The organism is Algoriphagus sp. TR-M9 (assembly GCF_027594545.1).
Classification (GTDB): Bacteria; Bacteroidota; Bacteroidia; order Cytophagales; family Cyclobacteriaceae; genus Algoriphagus; species Algoriphagus halophytocola.
Map to the genome: position 1 here is coordinate 3,979,651 of NZ_CP115160.1, position 20,257 is coordinate 3,999,907.

Consider the following 20,257-nt stretch of genomic DNA (forward strand, 5'->3'; position numbering starts at 1 on the left):
CTCTGCGAAAACCTCAGCGTCCACCACGGTTAAAACCAAAATAATAGCCGTCCAAAATTGAACGGCTATCTATTAATCTTCGGTATAGTTGAAACTATCTACTTGTTCCTTGATCCAGTCGTAGTATTTGCTCTTACGGAATTCCTTCCAGTCTTGGGCGTATTTGGAGTCTTCGATCAGAAACTTAAAGGCAGTATTAGCTTTAGGCTTGGTCAGGGCTCCTACCAGATCCTCTGCCAGGCTGCGCTCCTTCACCCGCTGGTCTATGAAGTCCTGCATCATCTGATGCTCCTGTGCCGGCTCCATCTGCGTGAACTCTGCATAGTTATCCGGCTCCTCTTCGATAGCATCGAGAATATCCTCTTCAGCTTCAGTAAGGTCATAATTGTAGTAATCCTCATCGTCTGGCATGTAGTGGATTTTCTTCTTGTCCAGTTGGTAGAAGCAAATCATACCTTTGAGTAATTGGGTGGAGATTAAGTCTATCTCCTTTTCAGAAAGCGAAAGCATTGATGGTTTTAGAAAATTTTTAGAAAAATAGTGAATGTGGGATTCTGATCAAATTCTATTGTTCAGGGAATTGAGAAAACAATATAAGAGGTTTTAGGCATTAGAATCAATGATTTTGCTAAGCAATTCAGAATCAATTTGATGACCTCCACTATAGCTAAGTTCTTCGGCTGTTTTACCTAGTTTAAAAAGCATCTTTTGCTGAGCTAAAATTGCCTGATCTGTGACAAATTCATCCTGATCCCCCATTACCATTAGAATCTTTGTCTTACCAAATTTCTCCCGGGCCAGGTCCAGCTTCATGTCTTCGGCAAATCCTCCGGCCCAAAGTATCAATTGAACTATACTGCCAGACCATTGGCTGGCCCAGCGCGTGGCAGTGGCTGCTCCCTGAGAAAATCCCAAAACTTTCACTTTAGGCAAACTTGCAAAACCGGACAAATACTTTTCCATCAAGCTATCCAATAAAACATGATTGTTGGCAATGGCGACTTCACGCTCATGCCTGGTCATCCAGTTTGCTCCTACTCTCCCTGAAAACCCGTTCAGGTAATTGTAATTTGTGCCTTCTGGTGCTATGAACAACCGCTCAGACGAGTCATGAGGCTGAAACTTCCGAAGAAAAAACTCCGCCAGCTGCCCATAGCCATGTAACACCAACCATACTTCCTTCTCTTCGAAGGTAGGTTCATGTGAAAGGGCATAGTGTGCCTGATATTGAAAATGTAAACTTTTCTTCAAAACCCTAAGCGTTCAGATCGTCAAACTTGAAAGGCAGTAAGGACTGAATCCCATTAAACCTCAAAATATCCCCATTTGCTTGTTGAAGCAATAGGGAAATGGGGCTTCCAAATCTCATCTCCGTCTCATTGATAGCCTGTCTGCACATTCCGCAAGGCGACACCTTTGCCCAGACCTCATCTCCTCTTCGTCTAGCCGCGATAGCCAACTGCTTCACCGCTACCCCAGAAAAATTGGCACCCGCATAGCCCAGAACCAATCGCTCTGCACAGGTCCCTACTGGGAAACTGACATTCTCCTGATTGCTGGACTGCAAAATCTCTCCTGACTCCAGCCTCAGCGCTGCGCCCACTTGGAATGCTGAATAGGGAGCATAGGCAGTTTCAGAGATCCTCCTGGCCCGCATCATCAGCTGCTGCTCTTCTGTACTTAGCTCCTCCCAGGACAGTTCTTCAAACTCTGCTTGAAATCTTATCTTTTTACTCATAGTCTCTTAATAGGTGTCATCCTAACGATTAAGGTACAGAAAAGTTATTCCACTTTAGGCCAGCCTGCTTTTTTGGCTAGTATAAATTGCACATTTTAGCCTAGGCTAATTTTGAGTACTATGCAGACCATATTGATTTTAGGAGGTGGCAAATCGGCCATTTATTTGATTGATTACTTAGCAGAAAGCTGCCTTTCGAAGTCCCGAAAGTTGATTTTGGCAGACCTAAACCTAGGATCTGCTCAAGAAAAACTCAAGGATCGCCCAAACACCGAAGCCAGGAAGCTAAATATCGAAGACCTCAGTGCCAGACAATTCCTCATCCAGGAAGCCGACTTAGTCATATCCATGCTACCTGCATTCCTGCACCCCACCGTGGCCAAAGACTGCCTGGATTTTGGAAAGCACTTCTTCTCTGCCTCATATGAATCGGATGAGATGAGAAAAATGAAAACGGAAATCGAGGCCAAGAACCTGATTTTCCTCAATGAATGCGGCTTGGATCCTGGAATCGACCACATGTCTGCCATGAAAATTATAGACCGGGCAAAAGCCGAAGGGGAGGAAATCATTTCTTTTAAATCTTACTGCGGTGGACTTTTATCCCCTGAATCTGAGGACAATCCATGGAAATATAAATTCACCTGGAACCCCCGAAATGTAGTACTAGCCGGCCAAGGTGCCTCCAGATACATCGATCAAGGTGAACTTAAACTCGTCCCTTATCATCGACTATTTACCCGGCTGGACTCCATAAAGCTTCCTGGACTTGGTAACTTCGAGGGCTATCCAAACCGGGACTCGCTCAGCTATCGCAAAACTTACGGGGTGGAAAACATCCCTACCATGCTACGCGGCACATTACGTCGAGAAGGTTATTGCAAAGCCTGGAATATTTTCGTTCAACTGGGTATGTGCGATGACAGTTATGAATTGGATCTACCTGATAAGATGAGTCTCAGGCAGTTTCTGAATACTTTTCTACCCTATGATCCTGTCCAGACTGTGGAGGAAAAAGTTGCTGACGTCATTCCAGATTTTGATTTTCAAACATGGGAGAAGATCCAATGGTTGGGCTTTTTTGGTCCAAATCCACTACCCAAAACCAAAGGCTCCCCGGCAGCCATTTTACAGGCAATTTTGGAGAAAAACTGGAAGCTTTATCCCGAAGACAAAGACATGATCGTCATGCAGCATCTCTTTGAACTTGCAACCAAAAGCGGCAAAAAAACCATCACGTCCACCTTGGTTTCCTTCGGGGAGGGCAGTACCTACACAGCCATGGCCAAAACAGTTGGTTTACCCTTGGCCATTGCGGTGGATTTGTTTTTGGATGGAAAAATTAAGCTCGCAGGATTACATACTCCAGTGATCCCAAGGCTATATCAACCCATTTTAGAGGAATTGGACAAGTTTGGAATACGGTTTAAGGAAGAAGTTTTAGCGAAAGAAGGCCCGTGAAATCACCTTTAATAGTCCAATAAAAACCCTTTTACCAAGGCTGCATAGGAAGAGTGAGGATTTCCATCTTCATCTTTGATAAAAATGGGACGAACCTCCATCGCTTGATTTACTGAAGAAAAAGCACAAATTTCCCGTTGTACCCGCTTGCCAGGCTTATCCTGAAGCGTGAATTTTTCCACCATATTTAATCCCATATTTTCAGAGATTGCTGAAAACTCCAGCATTTGCCTAGGAGGCAATATCACCCAAAAACCCCCTCCTGTCTGAAGCAATTCACCTGCTTTGGAAATCAAGTCCAAAAAAGAAAGCTCATCTGTGTGCAGTGCGGTATTTCGCTGTGCATCTTTAGCTTTGAGGTGGTCCGGAAAATAAGGTGGATTACTGACGATCAAATCATATGGCGCAGCAGAAGTAAAATCCTGTAACCTCCCATGGATCAAGTTCATTCTACTAGCAAACGGGCTAGCGCTGATATTCTCCGCCGCTTGCTCCGCCGCCTGTTCATCTATTTCAATGGCCTCAATCTGTGCATTTGGAAACCGCTGCGCAAGCATTAGCGCAATCACCCCCGTACCGGTTCCTATATCCAGGATTCTTCTAGGAGAAGTAGCAGTTGCTAATGCTCCCAGCATCACGGCATCGGTACTGATCTTCATGCCACTTCGATCTTGGTGCACTGTAAATTGCTGAAAGCGAAACCAGGAATTTCCCATCAGGTACGGGCTTTACTGAAAAAGCTCATATTGAATCTGGGCTTGTCATCCATCACATTCAAATCATCTTCAGAGACCCGTTTCACACTCTCAATGGTATAGAACGCCTTCTCGTCCACACTTTTCAATTTGTCCACAAACTCCTTCAGATTTTCTCTTTTCATGACTGTGAACAGTAGAATCACCTTACCGTAACGCCCTTCAGCCCCTACGCTGGTGAATCGGAAATCCCGTTCTTTCATGTATTCAAGCAGTTCGGGATGGGGTTTTGGCGAGATCACCCGCACCAAAACTCTACCTAAAGCAAGCTTTTCTTCGAAATACATCCCCACATAAGTCCCTGTCCCAAATCCAGCTGCATAAGCCAGGTAGGAAAGGGGATTGTCAATATTCTGAAAAATCTGTCCTATGGCCAGTAGCCATATCAAAGCTTCAAAAAAACCCAAAACAGGGGCGATATTCTTCTTGCCATTCATCATAAACATGATGCGCAAGGTATTAATGGAGACATCCCCAACCCTCGCACAGAAGATAAGCAAAGGCATGATCAGGTAATTAAAAAGCTGATCAGAAACTCCTAGGGTATTGAGAAATTCTTGCATGACAAAATCAGGTAGATTGAAGCCGCAAAATTACACCCTATTCCAGCAAGAGCGAAATAAAATTTGGGATTAGATTTTACGGTCTCGCCCGGCTGCCATCCCAAAGTATGTAAATACCAAAGCAAAAAATAAAAGGAAATAAATCAGGACATTCCAATTGTCAAATAAATCCAATGAAACCCCAAATAACAAAGGACCTAGGGCTGCCAAGTAATAGCCTGAAGACTGCACCATGGCCGAAAGTTTTGCGGTAGTCTGGTCTTCTGCCGTTCGTAGCGATATGAGGGTATAAGCGATACTCAAACTCGCACCCATACAAAATCCCACTAATGCCAAAGCTGCATAAGTGAGCAGTTCATGCTGAATAAATAAGGCTAAATATCCCAATACATAAGCCACTCCCACCCATTTGATCACAGCAGTCTGTTCCTTCATTTTGATCAGAAAATTGGGAGCAAAGTAGGATCCCAAAAGAGAAACGAACTGCATCAAAGAGGCCACTATTCCGGCTTGTGCAGGGCTCCATCCCCTTGAAATCAACATATCAGGCAACCAGGTAATCATCGTAAAGTACATCACAGATTGGGCTCCCATAAAAACAGTCACCTGCCAGGCCAACTTGGATTTCCATACATTCTTTGCTTTTCCTGTTACTTCATGCAAACTAGCCTTGGGCCGCTGTAACTGCGGGATCCAAAAGAGCATCGCCAACACCATAAATGCTGACCAAGACGCCAAAGATCCCCTCCAGCCTAGCTCCCAATCAACTGCCAAGGGAACGCTTAAGCCTACCGCTATGGCAGCAAATAATGACATCATAGTAGCCAATAGTGCAGTCATCAATCCCAATTTCTCTGGCAGCCTCACCTTGATCAGTGGAATCAGAAGCACATTGGCGATTACGATCCCAATTCCCGTCAAAGCGGTACCCAGAATCATTAGCTCTATACCACCTAATACACGGATTACAACTCCTGTAAATAAAATCACCAGTCCCAGAAATACAGCTCTACCCATCCCCAAGCGCTTCCCTATCCCCGGTGCAAATAGAGAGAAGGTAGCAAATGTCAAAAGAGGAAGTGTAGTGAGGAATCCTGCCAGGCCATTGGACAAGCCTAGGTCCTCCCTGATAAAGGGAATCAATGGCCCAACTGACGCTATGGAAGTCCGAAGATTGATGGAAACCAGAATAATCCCGGCCATTAACACAAAGGAGGATGAAGCCCTATTCATAAAAGTGTAGCGAAAATATGCATTTACTCAATGAGCCAAGATAAGCATGCAGCGACTAATTAGACTGAAAAATTGCCTCAAAAAGAAAAGCCTTCCGAGGTTTCAGAAGGCTTCCCATTTTATAAACCAAAGCTGGCTTTGAGTTGATCCACATAATCTAGTTTTTCCCAAGTGAAAAGTTCTACCTCATGGGTCACAGACTCACGATACGGGGAATGGAAAGTTTTGGTGACTACCTTGTTTTCTCTTCCCATATGTCCATAAGCAGCGGTTTCTTCATAGATAGGATTTCTCAACTTCAGCCTTTGCTCGATTGCGTATGGTCTCATGTCAAAAATTGCTTCGATTTTCTTGGCGATTGCCCCATCACTCAAGCCTACTTTGGACGTGCCATAAGTGTTGACATATATTCCCATAGGAGCAGCTACTCCGATGGCATAGGAAACCTGGACCAATACCTCATCTGCAATTCCTGCTGCCACCATGTTTTTGGCAATGTGTCTAGTAGCATAAGCGGCAGATCGGTCCACTTTGGAAGGATCCTTTCCGGAGAAAGCTCCCCCACCATGTGCTCCTTTTCCACCATAGGTATCCACGATGATTTTTCTACCGGTAAGTCCTGCATCTCCATGTGGTCCACCGATGACAAACTTCCCGGTAGGATTGATATGGTATTTGATATCTGAGGTAAAGAGCTTTTGCAGTTCTGGTTTGAGCTGAGCAGTCACTCTTGGAATCAAAATAGAAATGATGTCAGATTTAATCTTGGCAAGCATAGCACTTTCCTCATCAAAGTCATCGTGCTGCGTAGAAACAACAATAGCCTCGATTCGCTGAGGTACATTATCGTCACTGTATTCTATGGTTACCTGCGCTTTAGAGTCAGGTCTTAGATATGTAATTTCTTTGTTTTCTCTTCTCAAGGCAGCCAGTTCACGAAGAATTCTGTGAGAAATATCCAAGGCCAACGGCATGTAATTCTCCGTTTCATTGGTGGCATAGCCAAACATCATTCCCTGATCCCCTGCTCCCTGTTCTTCGGGGCTTTGTCTATCCACACCCTGATTGATATCCGCAGATTGCTCATGTATGGCCGAAAGCACCCCGCATGAGTTCCCTTCAAACATGTAATCACTTTTGGTATAACCTATGCGATTGATCACATCACGGGCGATCTTCTGCACATCCAGATAGATGTCCGAGTTCACCTCACCTGCCAAGACTACCTGGCCAGTAGTTACCAAAGTTTCACAAGCTACTTTCGATTTGGGATCAAACGCCAAAAAATTATCTATCAATGCGTCTGAAATTTGATCTGCGATTTTATCTGGGTGTCCCTCAGAAACTGACTCTGAGGTGAATAAATATGCCATAAATATATTTTGGAATACGATTTTTAAAGAAAGCCCAAAAATACGTGAACTGACTGAAATAAAAAATTTATTCCAAGGGCGGTGAGGCTTTGAATGGACAGCTGTTAAATGGGAGCCTTCAGTCCTGAAACAAATGGATTTTTGGGCATAAAAAAACACCGTCCAGAAAACTGAACGGTGCTGTTTTAATAGGTTTGAACTGCTTATAGCATGGTCACAAAGCTCTCAAAACCAGTTCCAGTCTTTACTCTGAAGTTGATTCCGTCGGCATTGGCTCTGTCGATTGTGTAGATTTTGTGTAGACCTTGAGGATTGTCCACCTTTTCAGTGTGGATCAATTGGTTTCCGTCATAAATCAAAACTTCGATATCTTTTGCCTGAAGGTTGCTTACTAGCAATCTGTACTGATTATCTCCCATAGGAGTCACTCTAGTGTAAACCGCTGGAGCTTCAGCTACGAAAGTATCGAAAGTGGCAGTTCTCAAAACACCAGACTGATCGATCACTTCTACAGAATAAGTTCCTTCAGGAAGAGCTTTCAAGTCATATTTTTTAGCAAAAGCCTCTTCTTTATTGATTCTGTCTCTCATGATCACACGATCTTCAGTGTCAGTGATTTTCACTATTACAGTTCCCTGTGGCGCTTCATTGAAAGCCACAGCCACCTTAGTTGGCTCAATCTGTCTGATTTGGACAGCAATGTTTTCAGTTGCAAACGCTCCTGCTGCGATCCCCGCAACAAAAAGCAATGTGAATAATTTTTTCATTTTAATAATTGGTTTGAATAGGTTCTAAATTTTAAATAACCGCTGGACGGCTGTTCAGTCTCTGGGGGTAATTTGGGCTACTTGGTCCGTTTGATTACCGATCGGTTTGTTATTATGATTCAAAGGTACTACACGGAAACGTAATTGCAAATGTTTCAATGAAAAAAGATTATTGTTAATGATTCGTTAACAAAACCATTGATTTTTTACGTATTTAATAAAATACTTCCGCAATCGATAGCGAAGGCTCTGGAATTTGGATATTTGGCACTTTTACAGAATTTTCATTTGAAAAAAATTAAAAACCAGAATTTGTGTCGTACCATTGATTTTGAATCAGGCTTTTATCCAATGGAAATTTTGTGAAAAAAAATTTTAAAAAAGTTTTTCAGCCTTCTTTTTACAAGCCGTTATACAGCCAATTATCAGCATTTTGGCAAGAAACACAGGGGAGCATACCCAACCACACACCCTGAAATTTGATTTATGACAAAAAAAGTGGGCTGAAATATAAAGTTTCAACCCACTCACTGGAAATTTTGCAGATTCTGCAATCCTGCAAATTTCCAAACTTCAAGTAATTGCTAGTTTCTCCCCTTATAATTGGCAGCTTTTGCCACCATTTCCTGGTCAAAAGTCCCAAGTAATTCCACGACCATCAAGTCCCCATCATCACCGCCAACCAGCACCACCAAGTCAGAAATCTTTTTTCCTCCTTTGGAATACACCATCACGCTCCCGCTTTTTCCTTCTGAAGCTTCCATCAACAATTCGTATCGCTCACGCTCCAGCCCCTTTTGCAAAGACTTGGACTCTCTGCGGTTCACATCTGACTGATCCGGCAGATTGAAAAAATTAAGCTTGTCTATAGACTTTGCCACAGTGGCCATGTCATTCTCATCAATGTCAATTTTAAACCCTTCGGCAAAATTCATGAAGTTACCTCCCAGCTCCATGTGGAAGAAATCGTCCTCACCTTTGTATTTTTCATATAAGGCTTTGACGCTTTTACTCTGTGCTTGTACAGACCAGACTGCACCTAATAGTGCAAAAGTTAAAATCAGCTTTTTCATTTTAAAATGGTTTAGATTCTATATTAATATTGAGTAGGTTTTTTATTTACATGTATATCCGCTTTTCTGCCAGGAAGGAGGCTAAAGCAATTTAGCATATGTTGAACTTTAGAATTGAAGCCACATCGGCCTGCCTACCGGCAAAGGCAGGTCTTCGGTCACTTGTACTGAGCGTAGTTGTAGTATCGGTCTTCTGACCAGATAAGCGAAGGATCTAAAGCGACTTGCATCATTGCGGATAATCATAGTTATTTATTCCCTTTTGCTCCCTTACTTCCTTTCCCATAATTATCCATCCCGGGGATATCTGTGTGCTCAGCCAGCATATTCAGATCTTCATAAGTAAAACTCCCCAGCATAGAGAGTAGCGTAAATTCTTTCGAATCACCTGAGATCATCATCAACTCTCTCACTAAGCCTCCTTCCTCCCGTACCATGAATTTCAGACTGGATCCTTTATCCTGCACATCCATGAGATCTTCATACTGGTTTCTGCTGAGCGTGCCCATCGCCTCCTTATAAAAGGTCTGTCCATCCACCTCATCAGAAGAGAGTATGCGTATGCCCTTCACCTTTTGGATCAGTTCGCCCAAATCCTTGGAATCCTGATCCGAATCGGCATTGCTCTTTAGAAAGCCACCTGCCATTTGCATCATCTTCGGGCTAATGTACACTCGGGAAAACCTGTCGTCATCCATGTACTTAGAAAAAAAACGTTGGATCGCATCATCTTGAGCCTGGGCCTGAAGCACAATCGCAAACATTAAAAAGGGGATTATCAGTATCTTTTTCATGTGTTTATAATTTTTTTTTAAGGTCAATACCTGTCCCGATACCTCGGGATGGAATCTTCGCATGAATTATAATCATCCCTCTGTGTGTCGCTTCGGGTCATGCTTGATTTCATATGATTATAATTTGTCTTTTAAAGGCCACAACCTGTCCCGTGACGAAGGAAACGGGATGGAATCCCGCATGCATTATTATCATCCCAGTGTGTGACTTTTTAATCCTGCTCGATTTCATAGTTTATTTCATCATAGGGTCACCAAACAGATTATTAGTAGTGTTTAGGTATTTGAATTCATTCATAGCCTCCATCTCCTGCTGACCTTTATTGAGATTGTTCTGGATCACCGCGAAAGCTTGCATCACTTCCTGGTAAGCCTGCTCTTCTTGGTGCTGTTCATAGTTCCTCCAGCCCCAGAGTGCTGTGACCAAAATAGCCACCGAAGCTGCCCAGTTTAGCCATGAGCGGGATTTCAGCGGCACCACCTTCACAGGCATTTGAACTGCAGGTTCCTCATCAGCTAATTCTTCCAGACCTACAAACAGCGCTTTCTCGGCTGCATAGCCTGGAGCGCTTTTCAGCAGGCTCTTCAGCTCTGCCTCCTCCGCCTGAGTACTCTCCGCCTGCCAATACTTCTCTAGTAATTCTTCTATTCGCTGACTCATTTGCTTATATTTTGGTTGATCATCCGCTCTCGAATGCTTTTTCTTGCCCTATGCAGATTCACCTTTACCTGCTCCATGCTCACCTCTAAGTGCCCGGCTATTTCCTCATAGCTCAATCCCTCCACTTCCCGCAGCTGAAAGATTTCCTGCTGCCGCAAAGGCAGGGATTTGACCAGCCTCATCACCTTGCCCGCAGCTTCACTCACCTCAGCAGCTCCAGACTCCTCCACAGGCAACTCTTCTAAGCCATCCAATGCCTCCAGTTTTTTAGTCTGCCGAAAATGCATCAGCACCTCATTTTTCAGACTTTTCACCAGCCAGCCAGACAAATTGGGATGGCGACTCAGTTCCTCTTCTCTTGCATAAGATTTCTCAAAGACATTTTGAAGCATATCCTCCGCCAGGGACCGATCTCTCACCCAGAGATAAACTAATCGGTAGAGTCGACCACGGTTCGGCCAGATATGTGCTTCAAAAAATGACTTCATTTTGTATAGTGATGCATGGAAATCGGGAATGTTACAGTATCCAGGATTTTTTTCTAAAAAACTTTACCTCAAGAGTATGGCCATGAGCCCCATGGGCAAAGCAATTTTTATCTCCCTAATATCCAGTATATAAAGTGTAAATTGATTCTAAATTGAACGGATAAATAGTAGGCATGCAGACTATTTGCTAATTTGCCTACTCTTCAAACTCAAAAAAAATGAACCTGCCCAACACAAAAAAGCGCATAAAAAAAGCCCCGAATAAATTCGAGGCTTGTGGTGATGAGTGGATTCGAACCACCGACTCACGGATTTTCAGTCCGATGCTCTACCAACTGAGCTACATCACCGTTTTGTAAAGTGATGCAAAGGTAGATATTTGAATATTTGAAGCAAATCATTTCAGAAAAAAATACGAGAGAAATACTAAATAAAATTCTAATCTCATCAATATGAGCTTTTTACCTCAACTCGCTTTTTTAGTCATTTTGGGCATTGCCTCTTTCATTTTGGTGAAAAGGGTCAAATTCCTCCGCAGAAACATCCTGCTGGGCAAAGCCGAAGTCCGAAATGATCAACCCGAAAAACGCTGGCAAACCATGGCGCTAGTGGCTTTCGGCCAAAAGAAAATGTTCAAGCGAATGCTGCCGGCTATTTTACACCTCATGGTTTACGTGGGATTTATAGTGATCAACTTAGAAGTGCTGGAGTTTGTGATAGACGGACTGGCGGGCACCCACCGTATATTTGCTCCATTCTTAGGCTCTGTCTATACCCTGGCCATGAATATCTTTGAGTTTCTGGCCGTACTGGTCATTCTTGCTTGCGTGGTATTCCTGATCAGAAGAAATATCCTCAAAGTACCACGCTTCACCAAGCCTGAAATGAAAGGCTGGCCGGCCTTGGATGCCAATGTGATTTTACTGATCGAAATCGTTCTGATGTTTGCCATTCTGAAAATGAATGCCGCAGATCAAATCCTTGCATCGCGTGGAGTGGGGCATTATATCCCTGTAGGCACACTTTTATTCAGTTCTTTATTCAGCCCGATTTTCGACAACTTCAGTTCCGAATTTTTGATTGCAGTAGAACGGATTGCTTGGTGGTTCCACATTATCGGGATTTTGGCTTTTGCAGTATATGTCACATATTCCAAGCACCTGCATATCTTCCTGGCCTTTCCCAATACCTGGTATTCCAACTTAAAGCCAAAAGGAGAAATGCCAAATATGCCTGAAGTGACCAATGAAGTCAATATGATGCTTGGTGTTCCTGCAGAAGCTCCTGCCGATCCCCCAGCAGAGATCGGAAGATTTGGGGCCAAAGACATCAATGACCTGAGTTGGATCAATGTCATGAATGCCTACTCCTGTACAGAATGCGGCAGGTGCACCGCTGAATGCCCTGCAAACCTCACCGGCAAAAAGCTTTCGCCAAGAAAAATCATGATGGATGTACGTGACCGGGCAGAAGAAGCAGGAAAGAGCCTGGACACCGGAGGAAAAGGACTAGAAGACGGCAAATCGCTACTGGGAGACTACATCAGCAAAGAAGAACTGAATGCCTGCACCAGTTGCAATGCCTGTGTAGAAGCTTGTCCGGTCAATATAGATCCGCTATCGATAATTCTACAGATGAGGAGGTACGTTGCCATGGAAGAATCCGGCACCCCTGCTCAGTGGAATGCCATGTTCCAAAACATGGAAACCAGCTTTGCTCCATGGAAATTCAGCCCGCAGGACAGATTCAACTGGGCAGAAAGAGTAAAAGAGCAGGAGATTCCAGATTAAAATTTAGAAGATTTGAAAATTGAAAAAATTTAGTAACCAGAAGAGCTGGAATTAGCGAGAATAGGTAAAACTGTGAAGTTGCCCTCGTAAATCCAATATCATAAATCGTAAATCAAAATCATGTCTACATATAAAGTCCCTACCATGGCCGATATGGCCGGCAAAGGAGAAAGCCCTGAAATACTATTCTGGGTAGGCTGCGCCGGATCTTTTGACGATAGATACAAAGCTGTCACACAAGCATTTGTCAAAATATTAAATAAGGTAGGAGTAAGTTTTGCAGTTTTGGGACCTGAAGAAGCCTGTACAGGAGACCCGGCAAGAAGAGCAGGAAATGAATTCCTCTTTCAAATGCAGGCAGTCGCCAATATCCAGGTGATGAATGGCTATGCGGTAAAAAAAGTAGTCACAGCTTGCCCACATTGCTTCAATACCATCAAAAATGAATACCCGGCACTAGGCGGAAGTTACGAGGTGATTCACCACTCCCAGTTTCTGCAGCAACTGATCAATGAAGGAAAAGTAGCGCTCCAAGGCGGAGGTGAATTCAAAGGCAAAAAAATCACTTTTCATGATTCTTGCTATTTGGGACGTGCAAACGACGTCTATGAAGCGCCAAGAGAAGTGATCAAAGCACTGGACGTGGAGCTGGTAGAGATGAAGCGCTGCCGCACCAAGGGGCTTTGCTGCGGTGCCGGAGGCGCTCAGATGTTTAAGGAACCAGAACCTGGCCATAAAGACATCAACGTAGAGCGAACCGAGGAAGCTTTGGCCACCGGTGCCAATGCCATAGCGGTAGGCTGTCCGTTTTGCCTCACCATGATGACAGACGGGGTCAAAAACAAAGAGAAAGAAGAGCAGGTTAAAGTCTATGACCTGGCAGAAATGATTGCTAAAGACATGGGAATTTGAGCCTCTCTTTGAATCAATTCAACCCTTTTTGCCGTTAGGTAGAAAGGGTTTTTCTTTGCCTATAAGAAAATTATAATATGTACGTTGATTTTAAAAACTTACCGGAAGATTCAAGGGTCTGGGTATATCAAGCCACCCGTAAATTCTCCAATCAGGAGATTGAACTGATCTCTTCCACTTTAACCAAATTCTGTGAAGGTTGGAATACGCATGGAAACCGTATGCCGACCTCCTTTGAAATTATAGACCAGCAAGTGATCGTACTGGCAGTGGATGAAACCGGACTAGGGGCCAGCGGATGCTCCATCGATAGTTCGGTGCGTACGCTAAGCCAGCTGGAAGAGCAACTTTCCACCAATTTGACTGATCGAGGGAAAGTCACCTTCAAATCCAACTCAGGGGAATTGCTCGTAGTTCCTGCTTTGAGAGTCAAAGAAAAAGTACTTTCAGGAGAAATCGACAAGGATACACTAGTGATCAATCCGCAGGTTCAAACCAAAAAAGACTTGGAATCTGTCTGGATTTCAGCAGGGAAAAGCTGGCTAAGCAGATACTTTCCAAATTAATTTAGTAATATTCAGAATAGATCATCAATCGAATAGCCCTTTCAGATGAAAAACCATTTTTTGTGGATTTGCCTTTTGCTCCTAGTAGGAGTAAGCTCATGTAAAAGCCTTCAGGAGAAAGGCAATGACCAGTATCTATCCGGTCAGTACCAATACGCGATCAACACCTTCTCCCAGATATTAGCTGATGAACCTGATAATCAGGAGGCAAACCAAATCATAGCCGAGAGCTATAGACTTTCTAACCGAATCGAAGAAGCAGCGCCTTACTACCAGAAACTAATCGAGGAGTCCCCGACTTTTGAAAGTTATTACAGACTTGGGTTAAGCCTAAAAGCTCAAAACAAGCCAGAAGAAGCGAAAGAGGCTTTTGAAAGTGCCAAAGAATACACACAAAACGAAGAATACTTAGCCGAAACACAGCGTCAAATCGAAGCCATTAAGCTATCCCAAGGCATTGAGGACTACTGGCCTTACCACGAATTGATCAATTATAAAGACCTGAATACCGCAGGACCGGATTATGCGCCAGTTGCCAGTGAAGGTTTCCTTTACTTTACTTCTGGTCGTCAGGCCAGCGGACTCTATCCCGCTGACGGCTCCCCATACACCAAATTATTTAGGGCCAGAGCAGATGGTGTCAACGTAGATGCTACTGCCGCACAAGCTTTGCCAGAGTTTCAAAACGAAGAAGGCCTTAATCAGGCTGCTATCGCGATCAGCCCAGATGGGAACACCATCATTTATGCCAGAGGAAACTCCACCTCCCCAAAAGATCTTCCGGAGACCGCCTTATTTGTCTCCTATTTCCGTGGTGCTGGTTTTACACAGCCGATCTGGATGCCAGTAAATGAGGATGAATTCTGGTGGAACTCCACACCTGCTTTCAGCCCGGATGGATCAGAACTTTATTTTGCCTCCAACCGACCCGGAGGATTTGGAGGTATAGATTTGTATAAAGCTACCCGCTTGGCCAATGGGGATTTTGGAAATCCGGTAAACCTGGGTCCTACAGTGAACACACCAGGCAATGAGCTATTCCCTAGGCCTACGGTTGACGGGAAGTTCTTTTTCTCCTCTGATGGACACCCGGGATTTGGGAAGCTAGACCTCTTTGTGGCAGAGCCAAATGAGTCCGGAGAACAAGTCATCAAAAACTTAGGTGAAAACTTCAATAGCCAAAATGATGATTTTGCTATTTTCTTTACCGAATATCCTAAAGCTGGCTTTATCTCCTCAAACCGAGAGGGCGGCGTAGGAGATGATGATATTTATTATTTTGAAGACAAAACCCCTAAGCCAAAAATCGTCAATGTACTCTTGAACGTCTACACCAAACAGCGTGTGGCAGGGGAACCGGATGCGGTGCTAGAGCAAGCCAGAGTAGTCCTTTATGATAGCTTGAGCAAGCAGGCCGGAGGAGATTTCTCCAATTCAAACGGGAGAGTTAGATTCACTTTGACTCCAAATGCAGACTTTACCATCATCGCTTCGAAAACAGGATATTTCTCCAAGTCTATCCCCTATTCCACCGTGGGAAAAACTCCGGACCCGGCCACATTGATACAAGAGGTCACTAACATTACATTAGACACCACCATCGTCTTGGATCAGTTGGTACTGGATAGATCTATTGTCTTGGAAAACATCTATTACGATCTAGATAAGGCTGATATCCGACCTGATGCGGCAGTGGAATTGGATAAATTAGTTCAAATACTCAAAGACAATCCTGCCATTAGAATCGAGCTGAGTTCACATACTGATGACAGGTCTTCGGATGACTATAATCAGGATCTCTCGCAAAGGAGAGCGCAATCAGCAGTGGACTATATCGTTTCGCAGGGCATAGATGCTGACCGACTGGTAGCCAAAGGATATGGAGAAAGCCAGCTGATTATTGAAAATGCCCAGACCGAAGAAGAACATCAAACCAACCGAAGGACTGAGTTCAAAGTGATAGAAATCCAACAATAAAACCAGTTAGTTTCCACATAAATGACCAAAAAGCAGGCTTTCGGCAAAGGCAATTCTAAGTACCTGAAATCAGGTGTTTTGACCGGTGCAAGCAGATCATAAACTAAGCTGTTTTATATTTCCATGATCCCAGCCTTTTATCAGAAAAAGCACAGTTTTCAGGAACTTATGAGTTATTTTTGCGCTTGAATTAGCAAAAATACCCCTATGCGCCAATCTTGGTGGAAAATCTTGGCTATAGTCCTGCTGCTGTACACATTAATAGCAGGCTTACTGATGGACGCGCCCCGGCTTCCAATTCTGAATGAAACTATCCGTGCATTACATTTCCATGTCACCATGTGGTTTGGAATGATTCTCATGCTGGTTGTGGCGGTATATTACAGCATCAAATACCTCAGAACAAACAATTTACAATACGACGATCTAGCATTAGAATACACCAATTCTGCGATCCTATTTGGCGTTCTGGGAATAGTGACCGGTATGCTATGGGCCAAATTTACCTGGGGGGATTATTGGAGTGGAGACCCCAAACAAAATGCGGCTGCAATCGGCATCTTGATGTATTTTGCCTACTTAATCCTCCGAAATTCACTTACTGATGCTCAGCAAAGAGGCAGAATAGGCGCGATTTATAACATATTTGCCTTCGCTGCTTTCATCCCTTTGATCTTTGTTCTCCCTAGACTTACCGACAGCCTGCACCCTGGAAATGGTGGTAATCCTGGCTTTAACGCCTATGACCTGGACTCCAAACTTCGAATGGTATTCTATCCAGCCATCATAGGTTGGACGCTTTTCGGTAGTTGGATCGCAACCGTACGTGTGAGAATGCGTAGGGTGGAGAGAACTCTAGAAGACCGAATGATTAATCCCTGATCCATGAAAAAATTAGTAACAATAGCCTTGTTGATTTTCAGTCTTTCTGCTTTGGCACAAGAAAAAATCGCGGTAACCGAATCAGATTACTCCAATAACGCTGTGGAGATGGCAGATGTGATGCGTGCAGATGGAAAGATCTATGTGCTGGTCGGGGTGATTCTGATCATATTTGCAGGCGTGACCTTCTATTTGATCAGTACAGATAGAAAAATCAGTAGGTTAGAAAAAAACATTCATTCCTAAACAGCAATTCTCATGAAAAAAGGACATCTATTAGGTCTGGGAATCATCGCTATTGCGATAGTGATTATCATGACATCCATAGGCGATGCCAGTAGCTACGAAAGCTTCAGTACCGCCAAAGAACTAAAGCAAGAAGGGAATGAGAATGCTATTCACGTCGTGGGGCAATTGAAAAAAGATGCCAATGGAGAAGTGACCGGACTGAATGTCAGGGAAGATAAGGTTTCCTTTACGTTTGTTTTGGTGGACAATGAAGGTACCGAGCAGGAGGTATTTTACAATGAGCCAGTACCGGCAGACTTCACACGATCAGAGTCAGTGGTAGTCATAGGGTCATATAAGAATGATGAAATCTTCATCGCTGACAAAATCCTGATGAAATGCCCTTCCAAATACCAGGAAACTGACGTGCAGGCGGCAGGAATGTGAGAAAGTGAAGCTAGAATAAACAATCCATGATCAATACCTTTATCGGTAATTTCGGCCATTTAATGACCATAGTGGCCTTTGTCACCGCGCTGATTACCGCTTACGCATATTACCAATATTTCAAGGCACCCGAACTAGAGAAGGCGAATTGGAGAAGATTCAGTAGAATCAGTTTTTCCTTGCATGCTATATCCAGTGTGCTGATAGCTGTTTCGCTTTTCGAAATCATCTACAATCACCGTTTTGAGTATTTCTATGCCTACTCGCATAGCTCTAAGGCCCTGCCGGTGCATTATATGATTTCCAGTTTTTGGGAAGGTCAAGAAGGCGCTTTTATCCTGTGGATTTTCTGGAATGTAGTGCTGGGTTCCATCCTGATCGCCACGAATAAATTTTGGGAAGCACCGGTGATGATTGTCTTTGCTTTGGTGCAGGCTTTCCTGGTTTCCATGATATTAGGAGTAGTCATCGGTGATTTGAAAATAGGTAGTACACCTTTCATCTTACTCAGAGATGCCACACAAGCGCCGATTTTCCAGATGAATCCGGATTTTATACCTGAAGATGGCACTGGATTAAATCCGCTCTTGCAGAATATCTGGATGGTCATCCACCCGCCTACCCTATTCCTGGGCTACGCATCCACACTAGTCCCATTTGCATTTTTAATGGGAGGATTGGTCACCAGAAAATACAGCGAGTGGATTCGTCCGGCTTTGCCATGGGCAATTTTCTCTGCCATGATCTTGGGGATGGGTATTATTATGGGCGCCTATTGGGCTTATGTCACTTTGAACTTTGGGGGATACTGGAACTGGGACCCAGTAGAGAATGCCGTTTATGTTCCCTGGCTAGTACTGGTGGCCTCCATTCATACCATGATCACCTTTAAGAAAAGTGCTACCGCGCTCAAGACTTCTATAGTCCTGGTGATCTCCACATTTATCCTGGTCCTTTACGCTACCTTCTTGGTTCGCTCAGGAGTTTTGGGCGATTCCTCAGTACACTCTTTTACTGACCTGGGGCTTTCTGGGCAGTTATTGATTTATATGCTTTTCTTCCTCGTAGTAGCTATAATTCTAGCAGTAAGAGCCTGGAGGCACATCCCAAGCTCTGAAAAGGAAGCCTCTGTTTACTCGCGAGAATTTTGGATTTTCATAGGTGCTACCACCTTAGGTCTAATGGCATTCCAGGTCATACTGCCTACCTCCATCCCGGCCTGGAATGCTTTAGTAGAAGGCTTCGGAGGCATATCCAATATGGCTCCTCCGGCTGACCAGATCGAATTCTACACTAAATTCCAGTTATGGTTTGCAGTGGTGATCGCTTTACTCACCGCCGTGGGTCAATTTTTCTGGTGGCAGAAAATGGATAAAAAAGCCTTGAAAGAAGCGCTTTTAACCCCTTATATCATTTCTGTATTGCTATCAGCTGCGGTGATTGTACTGGCCAAAGTCTACGATTGGAAGTATATCATAGTAGTACTGGCCGGCACATTTACAATCACTGCAAACGCTGTGATTCTGATCAGAATCCTAAAGAAGTCCACTTTCAAGCTAGCAGGAGGCTCTTTGGCACATATTGGCCTGGGGATGGTGCTGATCGGCGTCATGTTCAGTTCTGGCTATTCAGATGTGATTTCCATCAACATGTCCGGTCTTACCTACAGCAACAGTTGGGAGGATGAACTGAACAAAGAACACGTGCTGCTTTGGATCAACAAGCCGATTCAGATGAAAGATTACACAGTCATCTACAGAGGCCGCCAAAAGAAGGTGGTGGGTATTCCTGAGTATGTACCTGCAAGAATTCTGGAAGAAACCGATGCAGTCAACAAAATGATCGCACTGGAAGGGTATAAAGATTACTTCCAAAAAGGCGATGAAGTGGATATTGTACTGGAAGAAAACGATTACTTCCGTATCGAATACTATCAAAATGAAGTGATGAAATTCTCACTTAGTCCCATGTCCCAATTCAATGAGGGTATGGGAGGGTTGATTTCCTCTCCTGATTCCAAAATATTCATAGATAAAGACCTCTACACTTATGTAGCGGCTATGAACGATCCTGAAGATCCTGACTGGAAGGAAGACGAACTTTACGAAGTGGCTCCTGGAGAGCAATTCCATGTGGCAGATTACGTGACCTATTTTGACGGGGCGGATGTTCTGGAAGAACTGGATGGCTACACCTTGCAGGAAGGCGATGTGGCTGTAAGAGCTAACCTGAGAATTCTAGACTATGATGTGGAAAAAACACTACAACCTACATTTATCATCCGTAATAACCAGGTGGGTAAACTACCTGTTATTGACAACGAATTAGGGATAAAAGTTAGCTTGGAAAATATCTTACCGGAGGAAAACAAATTTGTATTCAAAGTCAATCAGTACCAAAAAGACTACGTGGTGATGAAGGCTATTGTAAAGCCATATATCAATGTGCTGTGGATGGGTACCATCATCATGCTGCTAGGCTTCACCGTCGCAATATACCGGAGATTTGATGAGTTCAAAAAGATGCGGGACAAAGGCCTGGAGGCTTAA

21 protein-coding genes and 1 tRNA gene are annotated in these 20,257 nt (G+C 43.9%); 9 read left to right on the plus strand and 13 right to left on the minus strand.

Translation table 11 applies throughout. The features are described 5' to 3' along the window. Positions 1 to 72 precede the first annotated feature (72 nt). From PBT90_RS16970 to PBT90_RS16980, 3 genes are all read right to left on the minus strand, one after another. Positions 73 to 510, minus strand: coding sequence for a UPF0158 family protein (locus PBT90_RS16970; protein ID WP_264807690.1), 438 nt, complete (start codon positions 508 to 510; stop codon positions 73 to 75). Positions 511 to 603: 93 nt separating this feature from the next. Then, the gene (locus PBT90_RS16975) at positions 604 to 1,251 is read right to left on the minus strand and encodes an alpha/beta hydrolase (protein WP_264807691.1); all 648 of its coding nucleotides are present in this window, start codon (positions 1,249 to 1,251) and stop codon (positions 604 to 606) included. A gap of 4 nt (positions 1,252 to 1,255) precedes the next feature. Further along, on the minus strand, positions 1,256 to 1,738 hold the full coding sequence (locus PBT90_RS16980; protein ID WP_264807693.1) for a cytidine deaminase: 483 nt from the start codon (positions 1,736 to 1,738) through the stop codon (positions 1,256 to 1,258). 120 nt (positions 1,739 to 1,858) lie between these two features. Between PBT90_RS16980 and PBT90_RS16985 the strand changes: the two genes are divergently transcribed. Further along, a complete protein-coding gene (locus tag PBT90_RS16985) occupies positions 1,859 to 3,199 on the plus strand; it encodes a saccharopine dehydrogenase family protein (RefSeq protein ID WP_264807694.1) in 1,341 nt (446 codons plus the stop codon). Positions 3,200 to 3,207: 8 nt separating this feature from the next. Here PBT90_RS16985 and PBT90_RS16990 read toward each other — a convergent pair whose 3' ends face one another. The 10 genes from PBT90_RS16990 to PBT90_RS17035 all read right to left on the minus strand — a co-directional run bounded on the left by PBT90_RS16990 (position 3,208) and on the right by PBT90_RS17035 (position 11,256). Then, entirely contained in the window at positions 3,208 to 3,915 is a 708-nt protein-coding gene (locus PBT90_RS16990; protein WP_264807695.1) for a tRNA1(Val) (adenine(37)-N6)-methyltransferase, read from the minus strand. Next, positions 3,915 to 4,517, minus strand: a complete 603-nt coding sequence (locus PBT90_RS16995; protein ID WP_264807696.1) for a DUF2179 domain-containing protein — start codon at positions 4,515 to 4,517, stop codon at positions 3,915 to 3,917. The genes PBT90_RS16990 and PBT90_RS16995 overlap by 1 nt, the downstream gene beginning before the upstream one ends. A gap of 69 nt (positions 4,518 to 4,586) precedes the next feature. Further along, positions 4,587 to 5,750, minus strand: coding sequence for a CynX/NimT family MFS transporter (locus tag PBT90_RS17000; RefSeq protein WP_264807697.1), 1,164 nt, complete (start codon positions 5,748 to 5,750; stop codon positions 4,587 to 4,589). Positions 5,751 to 5,869: 119 nt separating this feature from the next. After that, positions 5,870 to 7,123 carry a methionine adenosyltransferase gene (gene metK / locus PBT90_RS17005; RefSeq protein WP_264807698.1) on the minus strand — a complete coding sequence of 418 codons (1,254 nt, stop codon included), beginning with the start codon at positions 7,121 to 7,123 and terminating at the stop codon, positions 5,870 to 5,872. A gap of 203 nt (positions 7,124 to 7,326) precedes the next feature. Beyond that, positions 7,327 to 7,890, minus strand: coding sequence for a hypothetical protein (locus PBT90_RS17010; protein WP_264807699.1), 564 nt, complete (start codon positions 7,888 to 7,890; stop codon positions 7,327 to 7,329). Positions 7,891 to 8,474: 584 nt separating this feature from the next. Next, positions 8,475 to 8,963, minus strand: coding sequence for a DUF4252 domain-containing protein (locus PBT90_RS17015; protein ID WP_264807700.1), 489 nt, complete (start codon positions 8,961 to 8,963; stop codon positions 8,475 to 8,477). A 248-nt stretch (positions 8,964 to 9,211) separates the two neighbouring features. Next, positions 9,212 to 9,757, minus strand: coding sequence for a DUF4252 domain-containing protein (locus PBT90_RS17020; protein ID WP_264807701.1), 546 nt, complete (start codon positions 9,755 to 9,757; stop codon positions 9,212 to 9,214). 235 nt (positions 9,758 to 9,992) lie between these two features. Next, a complete protein-coding gene (locus PBT90_RS17025) occupies positions 9,993 to 10,418 on the minus strand; it encodes a hypothetical protein (protein ID WP_264807702.1) in 426 nt (141 codons plus the stop codon). Next, positions 10,415 to 10,906 carry an RNA polymerase sigma factor gene (locus PBT90_RS17030; RefSeq protein ID WP_264807703.1) on the minus strand — a complete coding sequence of 164 codons (492 nt, stop codon included), beginning with the start codon at positions 10,904 to 10,906 and terminating at the stop codon, positions 10,415 to 10,417. Before PBT90_RS17030 ends, PBT90_RS17025 begins: the two co-directional genes overlap by 4 nt. 277 nt (positions 10,907 to 11,183) lie before the next feature. After that, a tRNA-Phe gene (locus PBT90_RS17035) sits at positions 11,184 to 11,256 on the minus strand. A gap of 102 nt (positions 11,257 to 11,358) precedes the next feature. Here PBT90_RS17035 and PBT90_RS17040 point away from each other — a divergent pair. The 8 genes from PBT90_RS17040 to ccsA all read left to right on the plus strand — a co-directional run bounded on the left by PBT90_RS17040 (position 11,359) and on the right by ccsA (position 20,257). Beyond that, entirely contained in the window at positions 11,359 to 12,696 is a 1,338-nt protein-coding gene (locus PBT90_RS17040; RefSeq protein WP_264807704.1) for a 4Fe-4S dicluster domain-containing protein, read from the plus strand. Between the two features lie 120 nt (positions 12,697 to 12,816). Beyond that, positions 12,817 to 13,608 (plus strand): (Fe-S)-binding protein, encoded by a 792-nt coding sequence (locus PBT90_RS17045; RefSeq protein ID WP_264807705.1) that lies wholly within the window; start codon positions 12,817 to 12,819, stop codon positions 13,606 to 13,608. A gap of 77 nt (positions 13,609 to 13,685) precedes the next feature. Continuing rightward, positions 13,686 to 14,174, plus strand: coding sequence for a hypothetical protein (locus PBT90_RS17050; RefSeq protein ID WP_264807706.1), 489 nt, complete (start codon positions 13,686 to 13,688; stop codon positions 14,172 to 14,174). A gap of 45 nt (positions 14,175 to 14,219) precedes the next feature. Beyond that, positions 14,220 to 16,151 carry an OmpA family protein gene (locus PBT90_RS17055; RefSeq protein ID WP_264807707.1) on the plus strand — a complete coding sequence of 644 codons (1,932 nt, stop codon included), beginning with the start codon at positions 14,220 to 14,222 and terminating at the stop codon, positions 16,149 to 16,151. Between the two features lie 207 nt (positions 16,152 to 16,358). Beyond that, positions 16,359 to 17,033, plus strand: coding sequence for a cytochrome c biogenesis protein (locus tag PBT90_RS17060; protein WP_264807708.1), 675 nt, complete (start codon positions 16,359 to 16,361; stop codon positions 17,031 to 17,033). A 3-nt stretch (positions 17,034 to 17,036) separates the two neighbouring features. After that, on the plus strand, positions 17,037 to 17,279 hold the full coding sequence (locus PBT90_RS17065; protein ID WP_264807709.1) for a CcmD family protein: 243 nt from the start codon (positions 17,037 to 17,039) through the stop codon (positions 17,277 to 17,279). A gap of 12 nt (positions 17,280 to 17,291) precedes the next feature. After that, positions 17,292 to 17,708, plus strand: a complete 417-nt coding sequence (locus tag PBT90_RS17070) for a cytochrome c maturation protein CcmE (RefSeq protein ID WP_264807710.1) — start codon at positions 17,292 to 17,294, stop codon at positions 17,706 to 17,708. 26 nt (positions 17,709 to 17,734) lie between these two features. Further along, positions 17,735 to 20,257: a cytochrome c biogenesis protein CcsA gene (ccsA, locus tag PBT90_RS17075; protein WP_270130294.1), complete on the plus strand. Its 2,523-nt coding sequence runs from the start codon at positions 17,735 to 17,737 to the stop codon at positions 20,255 to 20,257.

What these genes read in the sequence shown, in the direction of transcription:
- PBT90_RS16970 (WP_264807690.1), bottom strand. Translation starts at nt 510, where the DNA reads ATGCTTTCGCTTTCTGAAAAGGAGATAGACTTAATCTCCACCCAATTA.
- PBT90_RS16980 (WP_264807693.1), bottom strand. Translation starts at nt 1,738, where the DNA reads ATGAGTAAAAAGATAAGATTTCAAGCAGAGTTTGAAGAACTGTCCTGG.
- PBT90_RS16985 (WP_264807694.1), top strand. Translation starts at nt 1,859, where the DNA reads ATGCAGACCATATTGATTTTAGGAGGTGGCAAATCGGCCATTTATTTG.
- PBT90_RS16990 (WP_264807695.1), bottom strand. Translation starts at nt 3,915, where the DNA reads ATGGGAAATTCCTGGTTTCGCTTTCAGCAATTTACAGTGCACCAAGAT.
- PBT90_RS16995 (WP_264807696.1), bottom strand. Translation starts at nt 4,517, where the DNA reads ATGCAAGAATTTCTCAATACCCTAGGAGTTTCTGATCAGCTTTTTAAT.
- PBT90_RS17000 (WP_264807697.1), bottom strand. Translation starts at nt 5,750, where the DNA reads ATGAATAGGGCTTCATCCTCCTTTGTGTTAATGGCCGGGATTATTCTG.
- metK (WP_264807698.1), bottom strand. Translation starts at nt 7,123, where the DNA reads ATGGCATATTTATTCACCTCAGAGTCAGTTTCTGAGGGACACCCAGAT.
- PBT90_RS17010 (WP_264807699.1), bottom strand. Translation starts at nt 7,890, where the DNA reads ATGAAAAAATTATTCACATTGCTTTTTGTTGCGGGGATCGCAGCAGGA.
- PBT90_RS17015 (WP_264807700.1), bottom strand. Translation starts at nt 8,963, where the DNA reads ATGAAAAAGCTGATTTTAACTTTTGCACTATTAGGTGCAGTCTGGTCT.
- PBT90_RS17020 (WP_264807701.1), bottom strand. Translation starts at nt 9,757, where the DNA reads ATGAAAAAGATACTGATAATCCCCTTTTTAATGTTTGCGATTGTGCTT.
- PBT90_RS17025 (WP_264807702.1), bottom strand. Translation starts at nt 10,418, where the DNA reads ATGAGTCAGCGAATAGAAGAATTACTAGAGAAGTATTGGCAGGCGGAG.
- PBT90_RS17030 (WP_264807703.1), bottom strand. Translation starts at nt 10,906, where the DNA reads ATGAAGTCATTTTTTGAAGCACATATCTGGCCGAACCGTGGTCGACTC.
- PBT90_RS17040 (WP_264807704.1), top strand. Translation starts at nt 11,359, where the DNA reads ATGAGCTTTTTACCTCAACTCGCTTTTTTAGTCATTTTGGGCATTGCC.
- PBT90_RS17045 (WP_264807705.1), top strand. Translation starts at nt 12,817, where the DNA reads ATGTCTACATATAAAGTCCCTACCATGGCCGATATGGCCGGCAAAGGA.
- PBT90_RS17050 (WP_264807706.1), top strand. Translation starts at nt 13,686, where the DNA reads ATGTACGTTGATTTTAAAAACTTACCGGAAGATTCAAGGGTCTGGGTA.
- PBT90_RS17055 (WP_264807707.1), top strand. Translation starts at nt 14,220, where the DNA reads ATGAAAAACCATTTTTTGTGGATTTGCCTTTTGCTCCTAGTAGGAGTA.
- PBT90_RS17060 (WP_264807708.1), top strand. Translation starts at nt 16,359, where the DNA reads ATGCGCCAATCTTGGTGGAAAATCTTGGCTATAGTCCTGCTGCTGTAC.
- PBT90_RS17065 (WP_264807709.1), top strand. Translation starts at nt 17,037, where the DNA reads ATGAAAAAATTAGTAACAATAGCCTTGTTGATTTTCAGTCTTTCTGCT.
- PBT90_RS17070 (WP_264807710.1), top strand. Translation starts at nt 17,292, where the DNA reads ATGAAAAAAGGACATCTATTAGGTCTGGGAATCATCGCTATTGCGATA.
- ccsA (WP_270130294.1), top strand. Translation starts at nt 17,735, where the DNA reads ATGATCAATACCTTTATCGGTAATTTCGGCCATTTAATGACCATAGTG.